We start from the raw sequence: 11,777 nt of genomic DNA on the forward strand, positions 1-11,777 counted from the left end.
ATTGACTTTGTTTTTTGAGAACCCACTAAAAATATTTAAGCCGATGATTTCCAAAAGGGAATGCATCGGTTTTTTTCGTTGAACGTGCTATCAAAATTTCTCTCGCCATCCTTTTATTACATATATTTATATAAAAAAATATGGTAAATAACAAGAGCAGAAAGTAATCTTCTCCACGTCCTACGATCAAATATTGTTTTATTCTATAGAAAGAGCCATATATTCAAGCCCTGTAGGTTGTCGAGGAGTATAATAAGTAAATACGTGCCTAAAAAACACAATGATGGTAGCGCTCTTATCACAGTATCACCTCATTCTTTTATCTTAAAGCGTGGTAAATACTTTAAAATTATGTACGAAAGTCGTACCAGAAAGCCATTTTAGTATACTTGCCATTTTAATTCCTAATAATTAAGGAAACTTATACTTGTAGAAACAGCTCGCGTGCCATAAAATGGGAGTATTAAAATGGTCAAGGAGTGTAAAAATGAAGCTGAAATTAATGACGGTCACTATGGGAATCTGTTTTTCGATAATACTTTCAGGTTGTTCAAGTGAAGAGGAAAGTGTTGTACAAAAAGAAAGCGGACATGAAGGACATTCAGAGCATACGGTATCCGGAGATCTTCAGGAGGAGACCAGCAGTAAGGAAATAGCACCGGATTTCTTAGCTGAAAAACCAGAGGATATGAAGACAATCTATTTAGCTGTTGCTCAAAATAAAGATTTACTAGAAAAAATACCTTGTTACTGCGGTTGCGGAGAGTCAGCTAACCATAAAAATAATTATGATTGTTTTATCCATGAGAATAAAAAAAATGGTGAAGTGGTTTGGGATGACCACGGGACAAGATGCGGAGTTTGCTTAGAAATTGCTGCGCAATCCATATTGGACTTGAATGACGGCATGAGCGTCAAAGAGATCCGGAATAAAGTCGATGAAAAATATAAAAGTGGATATGCTAAACCAACTCCTACCCCTGAAGTGTAAGTGAAAAAAAGTATGAAATTCTAGACTGAAATGATAACTTGGAAAAATGGCTTTGGCCCGATATTCTTTCGGAAAAAGGCCATTTTTTTAACTTCTTGGAGCGGTGGATTTTTCACATATATATTATTGGTCAAAAAGGGGAATACTTCCATTAAACATTCAACCGTAAAGGAGCTATCACCTTGACATTAATCCGCCTTGGTTATGTAGCCATGAGTAATCATGTGCCAAACTGTTCACCATCCCAAACGATGACTTTTGCTCAGTTTTCTAAGATTAAGGACAGAGATGCAGCGATAAGGAAGCTCGAACGCCTTTCAATATCCAATCTTCATAATTGCTGGCGTTTACTGATTCATAACGAAGCTAATAATATTCAGTTCTTTAGGCTTACTTCAAAACTTATCCCTTTAGCCAATCATCCGGAAATTCCAGAATGGGATTACATAGATGCTATTTCAGAAGAACTGGCTAAATTAAAAACATTCATAAATAATCACCCAAAAATAAGGATAGATTTTCACCCAGATCATTTTGTCATCTTGAATAGTTCAAATATCGATATTCTGAAGACATCCTTAAAAACATTAAGGATGCATTATACATTATTAAAAAAAATGGGAGTGGATCCCGAACATCGCTGTGTTTTGCATGTTGGCGGGGGGTATGGCGAGCATGTACAGGCATTAGAGCAGTTTATCCATAATTGGGGTTTGATTCCGGAATCGATTCAAAGAATGGTCATTCTTGAGAATGATGATACTACCTTTACTTTGTCGGAAACCCTTTATTTATGTGAAAAATTGGGAATACCGATGGTTTTTGATTATCACCATCACCTCGCACATCATTTACCAAGTGAAGATTGGAAAGATCATTGGGACCGAATATTGAATACCTGGAGTAATTCCAAACTACACCCTAAAATGCATATTTCAAGTCCAAGGTCCGATAAAGAATTTCGAGCACATGCTGACTTTGTGGATACTGGGATGTTCATGGAATTTTTGCAACAAATAAAAGGAAGCTTACCACATCTCGATTGCATGATTGAAGCAAAACAAAAAGATGGAGCGCTTTTCCAGTTGATGGAGGAGCTGAAAAGTCACAAAGACATAGAAATCATTGATGATGCCAGTTTTTATATTCATTAATGGATTGAGGGATATTTGACAAAGGGAAGTAAATTGAATTCTCTTTATCAAAATCAATTGTTTACATAACATTATTATTGTTAATAGATTGATGCTATTCCTGTATTCGAATTCCGTTATCAATGAAAAATTGTTTAGAAAGAGCGAGGGGTTAAAAAGTCATAAAAGTTATTGCAAAACTTCTTCATTAACAATCTGGTTAGCAGGGGGAAAGGCCCTTTTTTATAATTGGGAATACGATAGTTGTTCTGTTGTCTGTTTGAGCAGCTTTCATATTCCTTTGACTGCCCCTCTCCAAGGTACATTTATTTTTACAGGAATATATTGTAATCAAAGCCGAATATTCTATAGCAAGGTGAAATCGGCGGCTTTTTAAATATCGAAAGCAGACTATGTTAAAAATTAGAAAAATAGTTATTTTTTAATATTTTATAGACAAAATATAATAAAAACCCCAAAAAACGAGCTCCATATTTGGCTTTTAAAGCTATTGTTTTAATTCATTGGAGTCTTAAGTCAAGAACCAATTAAAAGCGCTCTATGAAGCTATAAGCCGGTGAAAGGAGGGTAGTAGATTACAAGCTCTTTTTGGGTTGATTTTATAAGAATATTCCGAATGTAACAAAGGACCTCTATTGATACATTCGAAATCCCGTTAAATCAAGGTTTATAAGCGTATCAAAATTTATAAAACTTGCCTTTTTTTAAGCTGTTCACGTACAATGAAAGAAGGAGAAAGGGGAATGAGCCGTTCATGCAAGCAACCTCTCAAAAAATTAAAAATGTCCAGCCGATACGCAGGTTGGATCACATAGAAAAGATGAAAAAATCACTATTAAAATATTGCAGCTACAGGGATTATATGATGTTTTCGATCGGGATAAACATCGGGTTACGTATAGGCGACCTTTTACAATTGCGAGTGAAAGACATCCTTGAGGGTACGCATATAGTCATCGTGGAGCAAAAAACAGATAAAATTAAGCGGTTTCTTGTCAATCCTCAACTTCGTAAGGAAGTTAGGAAGTATGTCCGGAAATCGAACCTGAAAAATGAACAGTATTTATTTCCAAGTCGAAAAGGTAATGGTCCAATCACTAGGGTGCAGGCCTATCGGGTTCTGAACAAAGCGGCTGAAATGGCAGACATTCCGGATGTCGGTACACATACCCTCCGAAAAACCTTCGGCTATTTGCATTACCAAAAATTCAAGGATATCGCTTTACTGCAACAAATCCTTAATCATTCCAATCCAAAAGATACGATGATTTACATAGGACTCACACAGGATTTAATGGACGAAACATTAATGGATTTCTATTATTAACTGAACGGACAAAGACAACTCCTGTATTTTTCATTCTATTTATATGGATAACACAGTCCTTTAGAAGAGCGTTATTATAGAGAAACATTATTTCATTATATTTCTTAAAGGATAGATAAAACCGGCATCATTGGTGCGGAGAGAAAGGGCTTTCGGAAGGGGAAACGCTCCTTTTACTAGGAAAATCACCTTCACTGAGGATTTTAAAAAAATAAGAGTTTTGGTCGGGCAATAGTTTTAAATCAACCGAATGACTTTTCAAAAAAGACTAGAATATATATAGTCTTTTTTTTGATATCACCTCTACTGATTTTTATAAAGAATCGCTCAATTTCTTATCAATATAGTATATTAGAAATATTTTTTCTTTTAAAAATCTGTTGTTCTCCGGTTTAACAAATAATGAATCAGAAAGTTATCAGTAATGAATGGTTGCTGCAAAATGAAGTAACTATAATATTATTATGTTAACTAAGATGATATTATCCCACTGTTAATGGACTCATCAGATAAACTGCACCTCAATCGTTAAAGAACATCACATAATTGGGGTGCAGTATAGAGTGGTTGCCAGGAATATTGGTAATTAGTTCGGTTATAAGGTACTCTTATTCATTATATGATCTAGCTCCAAAGGTAAAAAAGCATACTCCCCGTCCTTAATAATCTCACATTTACGAACTGGAATTGGCTGTTTAAAAATAGGCCCATCTATTACTGTAGTATGAAACTCTCCACCTTCTCCGCAGGGGTCAATGCCTCGAGCTTCAAGTTCCTTCACGTATTCATGGGTTAACGTTCGTCCTAAATCATCCTCTCGCATCCCCAATGATAAATTAACGGTTACAATCATCGTAACGAATCCTAGATTCATGAACTCTTCGACAGCTTCACGATGGTTCATTTCCCATAAAGGCATTCCAAGCTTCAATCCGGCATTCTTCGTAACCTTATCATGCCAACAGCCATGGGCAGGCATATCCAGGTCTCCAGTTACCAACACTTCTGCTCCTAGATTCTTAGCATCTTTTAAAAGGCGCATAAATACCTTTTCATAATCAATCCAACTGGCAGCCGCAGTATATACAGGCAAACCTATTGATTCAGCTTGGGCTTTTATGAGTTCCGGAGGCATTCCATGGGATCTGGAACGTTTTCCTTCCTCCTCCAGCATGACAATCAGCCCTACAGCTTCTCCAACCTTCAATGCTTTATATAAGGCTAAAACACTATCTTTTCCTCCGCTAAAAGATGCTATGAATTTATGCCCGAGAGCACTATTTTTCCAATCGATTAATTCTGCCATGCAATTTTCCCCTTTATTCTAATGACTTTTACCAATTTCATATTTTGTATTTCATAACTATATTTGTTTGATTTTAACACGGTTGGAGCCTGCAGATAAGATATTAATGTATCTTGATACAAAAAGACTTGATTTAAATGGAATTTCATCCAAAAAAAACTTCTCTATACTGAACTGAACAATATAAGATGATTATTTTAAATCACTAGTGTTTAGCTACATATAAATGAATGCCATAAATTATCATTATATGAGAGAAGTAGATGTTTACCTAGGAATGTATCCAGTGTTTTTTTAATTGGATACAATTTATTTAATTTTCTGTATTGTAATCGCTTTATTAAGTTGATATAGTTTTAATTGTATCCAATATCGAAAGGTGGACGCTGGATTGGATAATGCTAATTCTAAAAGAGATAAATCTACAATCGTAAAAAATGTAACGAAAAGTCTTAGGAAGGCGATTTTGAATGGGACGTTGAAAAAGGGGGAGCGACTCATCCAAGAGGAGTGGGCAGATCGCCTGGAAGTAAGCAGAATGCCCATTCGTGAAGCCCTTACACAACTTCAAATGGAGGGGTTGGTGGAAATGGTTCCTCATAAAGGAGCAATCGTCACACCGATTACCCGGGATGATATTGAAGAAATTTATCATACCAGGTCCCTGCTTGAAGGCCTTGCTGTAGAAAAGTCGCTTCCTTTTTTAACAAAGGAGGATAAAGAAAAATTAAAGGGAATTTTGATTGAAATGGAAGGGATTCAGTTATCTGATGAAACCAATGAACATTATATCCTTTTGAATGCGGCTTTTCATGAAACCCTCCGAAAAGGGTGCCCATGGCCAAGAGTTCAAAAAATGGTAGAAACGTTGGGGATCTCACCCATTGCGCCGAATTTGCTGATTGATTATTACCCAGAAACGCAACGGGAACACCGGATGATATATGAAGCGGCACTAAGAGGGGATCCTGCAGAACTAAGGGCAGCAGTAGAATTTCACATCTTACGGACTAAGAACAATTTAATTACGTATATGGAGTTGCTGAATACTAAAAATCATCAATAAAAGGAGTGTTAATTGTGTATGATTTCGCAATTGTTGGCGGGGGAATTGTAGGTTTATCGACGGGAATGGCCCTTTATCAGCGGTTTCCTAATGCTAAAGTGGTAGTCATTGAAAAAGAGGCTGTTGTTGCAGATCATCAAACGGGGCATAACAGCGGCGTAATCCATTCAGGAATTTATTATAAACCAGGCAGTTTCAAAGCACGGTTTGCCCGTCAAGGAAGCAAATCAATGACGGAATTCTGTAGGATGCATGGAATTGATCATGATATTTGTGGCAAGGTCATTGTTGCAACAAAACCAGAAGAGTTGCCCCTTCTAGATGATTTATTTTCACGCGGTTTACAAAATGAGCTAGCTATCCAAAGAATCGGTGTGGAAGAGTTAAAGGAAATTGAACCGCATGTTAATGGACTAGGAGCGATTCGCGTCCCGCAAGCTGGCATCGTCAATTATCGTCAGGTAAGTGAAAAGATGGCGGATATCATCCGAGGCAACGGCGGTGAAATCAAGCTGAATACAAAGGTGGAGAAGATTGACGAGGATTCTGATGAAGTCATCATCACTACGAATAACGGGACAATAAAAGCAAGGATAGTCATTAATTGCGCTGGATTGCACAGTGACCGTATCGCAGCAGCCGCGGGGTATAAAACTGATATGAAAATTGTCCCGTTTCGGGGTGAATATTTTAAATTGAAGCCCGAAAAGCGCTTTCTTGTCAATCATTTAATTTATCCGGTACCTAACCCTAAGTTTCCATTTCTAGGAGTTCATTTCACACGGATGATTATCGGCGAAGTAGATGCTGGACCAAATGCTGTACTAAGTTTCAAACGTGAAGGTTATAAAAAAACTGACTTCAATGCGAAGGATTTAACTGAAGTTTTAAGCTATAAAGGTTTTTGGAAACTGGCCAGTAAATTCATGAAGGAAGGGATGGATGAATATGTCCGTTCTTTTAGTAAAAAGCAATTTACGAAAAGCCTGCAGGAATTGATTCCGGAAATTCAAGAAGATGATTTAATCCCAGCACCTGCCGGAGTCCGGGCACAGGCGTTACAGGATGATGGTAATATGGTGGATGATTTTCATATTATAATGGGGAAACGGACCATTCATGTTTGTAATGCACCGTCACCTGCAGCAACAGCCTCCATTGAAATTGGAAAAGAGGTTGTTACCCGCATTCCGGAACAAACACACTTATTGGAAGCTGTATTGACAAAATAATATTCGTTAAAGAGAGGAAGAGGCCTCATGTTCAATGGTAAAACAATTTTTATTGCAGGTCACGCACGTTTACCTCAAGGGATGGCGGCGAAAAGTGTCTTTGAAACATTGACCATCACTGCAGAAGTCGATGCTAAATATGGTGTTGTCCTGGAGGCTTCTTGTACACTGGCAACAGAGCATGGACGGGAATTTATTGGGCATTTGTTAAAAGGAATCAGTTTAAATGATGGTGTTGATGAAGCGATAGAATCGATTACATCTTATTATCGGGGGAAAGCGGCTAATGCATTGATTGCTGCCTTGAAGGACCTGGATCTCCATTTTCAGCAAATTAAAGCGGCAGAAAAAACGAAACTACCAAGTTAGTAAAATGATTTATCAGAATAATTTGTAAAAGGTGTTGACATTTTTACGGAAAAACGTTTTAATGTAATTAAGCCAATATTATGACATTAACACCTTTTGGAAAATACCTTTTCAGAATCGTGTAAAGATCTTAATGATTGGAAACAGGAAAAATAAATCATACATAAACTGCATATTCGCTGTGACTCTATTTGCATAGAGCAGTGAAGTGAATATAAGCCAGTTGTACAGTTGGATTCCCATTTTATTTGGGGATCATGTGCGACTGGCTTTTTATATTTCCTGTTAACTTTGTCACCTATATTACAAATAACAGGAGGAATCATTCATGAACATTGCAGAAAAAAAGAGAGCGAAGTTTGAAAGGAAAACAGAAAAATACGAGGTGAAAGTTCACCCTCAATCCAGCCGTTTATATCATATTGAAATTTCAAAAGAGGCGATTGCTGCTTTTTTAGAAACGGTATCCAAGGATAATCAGTCTGTTCAACATCTGGAATATACGCCATATGCACGACTCATCATTGCTTCATATCTTTTGGATCAAGTAGGGGAAGACTTTGGTGAATTGCTTTGTAACATCGTTCATGATCGGGAATCCGGCGGCTTCACCCTTGGCTTGGAGGGTGTCACGGAGAATACAGATGAATATGTCATTTTTGCAACGGCCATTTCATACTTGCTGGGAACTCCAAACCATGATTCCATGTCAGGGAAATATTATGCCCGCTTCAGTGTTCAAGACACGGATAGCAGTGATTCATATTTACGTCAGGCTTATCGTTTATTTACACTTCATACGGATGGCACCTTTGTAGATGAACCAACGGACTGGTTACTAATGATGAAGATGATCGAACAAAATGCACGCGGTGGCGAATCACGTTTATTGCATTTAGACGATTGGAAAGAGCTTGATATGTATGTGAATCATCCATTATCCAGCCACAAATTTACGTATAAAGCTCCAAAAAGTAAGAACGTTGACCAGGAAATTGAAAGATTGACCTTCTTCAATCATAATAACAAACCTGGTGTATGTTTTATCGATCAATTTGTTTATCCTGAATCAATCGAACAAGCCAAATACTTGCGCGATTTATCCAATTCATTAGAAAGTGATGAAAGTGTACTTGAACTTGAACTGCCTGTTGGAGATTTAGTTGTTGTCAACAACATATTCTGGCTTCACGGCCGCGCTGCATTTGAAAAGGATTCGAACCTGAATCGTGAATTACTTCGCCAACGCGGAAGGTTCAATCAATAGTTTCATTTTGTAAACCCAAACATTTTTTTCATCCCCAAATACCATTTTAAAGATAAATTCTTTTCAATCCAAGGGTTGGAAAGCAATTTATCTTTTTTTTGAGGTTTCCAACAAGATTCATAATGCCCCTATGTCGGTGGCAAATCTGGATTTCTGATATACTGAATTGGCCAAAATAAATAAAGGGAAGAAGGGGTAGTAATTTATGGGGATCGCTAATTTTTCTAAGTTTACGCAATTTAAAGACTTAATTAAAGCTTTACCTGCTGTCTATACAGAAGAAATGATAAAGAGCGAGCAATTTTTGCTTGAAAGAGAAGAAAAGAAAAAACTCGAATTATATTATGCTCCTTTCGAATATATAAATGAACGGGCCAAAGTGGTGATTGTCGGAATCACTCCTGGTTTACATCAAATGAAAAAATCTTATTCTACCGTAATTAATGCAAGAGGGCACCTGCATGGTGACGAAGAGATCCTGCACGAAGTAAAAAAAAATTCCAGTTTTGACGGAACGATGAGAAAAAATTTAGTTAAAATGTTGGATGAGCTTGGATTACACACATACTTAAACATTTCGTCCACACTAGATCTTTTTGACGAAGCGAGTCACCTCGTTCATACTACCTCAGTTTTAACCTACCCAGTTTTTTATAACGGAAAAAACTATAGTGGAACAACTCCGAACATTTTAAAGACCGAGTTGCTTAAAAAAAATATAATGGAAGGCTTTGCTACCGAAATAGGTACCATTGAACGTCCGCTTATTATTCCTTTAGGCGTTAATGTTACCAAGGTCTTAAACTATTTAGCGGGTCAAGATTATATGGATGCCAATAACATACTTCTAGGATTTCCTCATCCATCTGGAGGAAATGGGCATCGACATAAGCAATTTGCAGCAAATAAAGAGCAAATGAAAATGATGTTACAGCACTATTTTTCAAAGGAAATGACCGCGGGTTAAAAAGGAGTGCTGTATGCTCATTGAATCTTTTGTAGGTATAAAAGGATGGAAAACAGTTAATTATTGAATTCTATAATTCATCTATTTGTGTTAAAAGTAAAATTAACTATTTACTACTGATATTATGGTGATTATAATAGGAACGAATGTTCTTAATTATAGGAGGCATTAACATGGATGAATTAGAGGAATTTTTAAAAACACTCACTATTGAAGAGTTAAAAGTTATTTATGAAGAAGTAAGTGAACCTGATATTAATAAATAGATGAAATAAATTGAAATGGAAGATTCTTATTTTTTCATTTCAAAGAACAGCATGATTTTTGAAATGAGGTACTTTATCATGAAAACCATAGCCTAAGAACCAACGGTAAGTCATATTTGTTTCCGCTTCTTCAATCGTTTTACGCATGGAGCGAATACCAAAGGTATGTTGAATGAATGTCAGTTTAACTAAAATAACTGGATCAATACTTGGGCGTCCTACCTCTGAATACATATCTTTCACCAAGTCATAAATGAAAGTGAAGTCAATGGCAGCCTCCATTTTACGAACCAAATGGTTCGGTGGCACCAGTTGATCTAAAGTAATCATTTCACGTTGATCGCGCAGAATAGAATCATGTTTAGAAAGCATCTTCATCACCTCAAGTTTTAATACTTCTATTTTAAAACAAAAATGACTAGGCAAAAGTGTTCTATCTAAAAGTTAAAGCAACGTCCAAATTGTACAAACCAAAATAAATAGACAAACTCTATTTTCCTCGAGTTTGTCTACAGTCTGAATCAAGGACCCATTAAAGGTCCTTGATTTTTTTATGAAAAGGACCATTTTAAAAAAACGGAACTGATCATTTTCTGATCAGTGGAGTTCATACAGCAAGTTAATTAAAGGGAAGCTAAATTTATAGCGCACCTCTTACATCATAATTTTCGATTTCGATTTCAATTTCTCTGTCAAGTGCGAGGTTTGCCAATAGTGAGCCTATATACGGGCCCATTGTTAAACCTGAAGCTCCAAGACCATTGGCTACGATTATGCCTCCCCAGCCAGGTAAAGGTCCCATGACGGGAAGGAATCCCGGCGTGAATGGACGGAATCCGACCCTTGCTTCAACAAACGTACTATCTGTCAAACCGGGGGCGGTTTGCAAGGCTTTGTTGAAAACCTCCTGCAGCCCTCCTGCGGTCATTCGGTTATCGAAAACTTCCGTATTTTCATGAGTCGCCCCCGCAACGATTTTATTATTATCAAAAGCCAATAGATATTGATCACTCGGAGGCATGACTACAGGCCAGTTATTTGTATTTTCATTTGCCATTTCCAGATGAATGATTTGAGCCTTTTGGAAAGTCACTTGAAAATTCACGCCCAGTGGTTTCAGTAATTCCGATGCCCAGGCGCCAGCACAAACAATCACTTTATCAGCAGGAATGAATTCATCTCTAAGTGTTACACCTGACACTTGAGTACCGTTATATGTAAGTTTAGCCTCGCCATACATAAGTTTTGCACCGTATTTTTGTGAAGCCCTCAATAAGGAATCACGTAGTGCGCGTCCATCGACCCGCGCTGCACCACTCACATGAACGGCTGCATATTCGCTGGAAAGAGGCGGGAATAAGGCACGTGTTTCCTCTGCGGAAAGTAAGGTGATCGCCCCCATCTCCGGTGCATCTTCTTGCCGTTTTGTCGCCCGGTCCTTCATGGCATTCAGTTTAGCTTCATCTGTATGCAGACTTATGGCACCGACCTGGGCATACCCGGTCTCGGTTTCACCGTCCCGTTCAAGTTCTTTAATTAAACCCGGGTAAAATGCCGCACCATTTTTGGCAAGAAGATACCAAGCTTGGTTGCGTCTTTGCGATATCCACGGGCAAACGATTCCAGCAGCTGCAGATGTTGCTTGACCGACATCTTGGCGGTCAATAATAATCACTTCAACCCCATTTTTAGCCAACTGATAGGCAGTGGAAGCTCCCAAAATTCCTGCACCAACTACAATGATTTTTTGCATGATTCAACATCTCATTTCTTTCATATGTATAAACACTTACCACTACTATATCGAAGACTCGAAATGATTGCCATATCTG

At 37.6% G+C, this 11,777-nt stretch carries 10 protein-coding genes and 1 pseudogene; 8 read left to right on the top strand and 3 right to left on the bottom strand.

What is annotated here, in order from left to right:
- Positions 1 to 487: 487 nt before the first annotated feature.
- The 3 genes from AC1DIV_RS07460 to AC1DIV_RS07470 all read left to right on the top strand — a co-directional run bounded on the left by AC1DIV_RS07460 (position 488) and on the right by AC1DIV_RS07470 (position 3,472).
- Positions 488 to 991 carry a PCYCGC domain-containing protein gene (locus AC1DIV_RS07460; protein ID WP_252270174.1) on the top strand — a complete coding sequence of 168 codons (504 nt, stop codon included), beginning with the start codon at positions 488 to 490 and terminating at the stop codon, positions 989 to 991.
- Positions 992 to 1,173: 182 nt separating this feature from the next.
- A complete protein-coding gene (gene uvsE / locus AC1DIV_RS07465) occupies positions 1,174 to 2,145 on the top strand; it encodes a UV DNA damage repair endonuclease UvsE (RefSeq protein WP_477576111.1) in 972 nt (323 codons plus the stop codon).
- Positions 2,146 to 2,899: 754 nt separating this feature from the next.
- Complete coding sequence (locus AC1DIV_RS07470; RefSeq protein ID WP_249595880.1) at positions 2,900 to 3,472, top strand: tyrosine-type recombinase/integrase; 573 nt, start codon at positions 2,900 to 2,902, stop codon at positions 3,470 to 3,472.
- 595 nt (positions 3,473 to 4,067) lie between these two features.
- On the opposite strand, the gene AC1DIV_RS07475 is transcribed toward AC1DIV_RS07470, so the two are convergent.
- On the bottom strand, positions 4,068 to 4,778 hold the full coding sequence (locus AC1DIV_RS07475; protein ID WP_340876503.1) for a Dph6-related ATP pyrophosphatase: 711 nt from the start codon (positions 4,776 to 4,778) through the stop codon (positions 4,068 to 4,070).
- Positions 4,779 to 5,169: 391 nt separating this feature from the next.
- Between AC1DIV_RS07475 and AC1DIV_RS07480 the strand changes: the two genes are divergently transcribed.
- The 5 genes from AC1DIV_RS07480 to AC1DIV_RS07500 all read left to right on the top strand — a co-directional run bounded on the left by AC1DIV_RS07480 (position 5,170) and on the right by AC1DIV_RS07500 (position 9,679).
- Positions 5,170 to 5,844 carry a GntR family transcriptional regulator gene (locus AC1DIV_RS07480; protein ID WP_048681884.1) on the top strand — a complete coding sequence of 225 codons (675 nt, stop codon included), beginning with the start codon at positions 5,170 to 5,172 and terminating at the stop codon, positions 5,842 to 5,844.
- Between the two features lie 14 nt (positions 5,845 to 5,858).
- A complete protein-coding gene (gene lhgO, locus AC1DIV_RS07485) occupies positions 5,859 to 7,076 on the top strand; it encodes an L-2-hydroxyglutarate oxidase (RefSeq protein ID WP_477576113.1) in 1,218 nt (405 codons plus the stop codon).
- Between the two features lie 27 nt (positions 7,077 to 7,103).
- Complete coding sequence (locus tag AC1DIV_RS07490) at positions 7,104 to 7,445, top strand: DUF3870 domain-containing protein (RefSeq protein ID WP_340876499.1); 342 nt, start codon at positions 7,104 to 7,106, stop codon at positions 7,443 to 7,445.
- A 328-nt stretch (positions 7,446 to 7,773) separates the two neighbouring features.
- A complete protein-coding gene (glaH, locus tag AC1DIV_RS07495) occupies positions 7,774 to 8,712 on the top strand; it encodes a glutarate dioxygenase GlaH (protein WP_477576114.1) in 939 nt (312 codons plus the stop codon).
- A 205-nt stretch (positions 8,713 to 8,917) separates the two neighbouring features.
- Positions 8,918 to 9,679, top strand: a complete 762-nt coding sequence (locus AC1DIV_RS07500; protein WP_340876497.1) for a uracil-DNA glycosylase family protein — start codon at positions 8,918 to 8,920, stop codon at positions 9,677 to 9,679.
- Between the two features lie 326 nt (positions 9,680 to 10,005).
- Here the strand turns inward: AC1DIV_RS07500 and AC1DIV_RS07505 are convergent.
- Positions 10,006 to 10,317, bottom strand: a pseudogene (locus AC1DIV_RS07505) (transposase); the annotation flags it as partial.
- Between the two features lie 268 nt (positions 10,318 to 10,585).
- Entirely contained in the window at positions 10,586 to 11,698 is a 1,113-nt protein-coding gene (locus AC1DIV_RS07510) for an NAD(P)/FAD-dependent oxidoreductase (RefSeq protein WP_340876496.1), read from the bottom strand.
- Between the last annotated feature and the right edge of the window lie 79 nt (positions 11,699 to 11,777).

This window comes from Peribacillus sp. 05N428 (assembly GCF_056397085.1).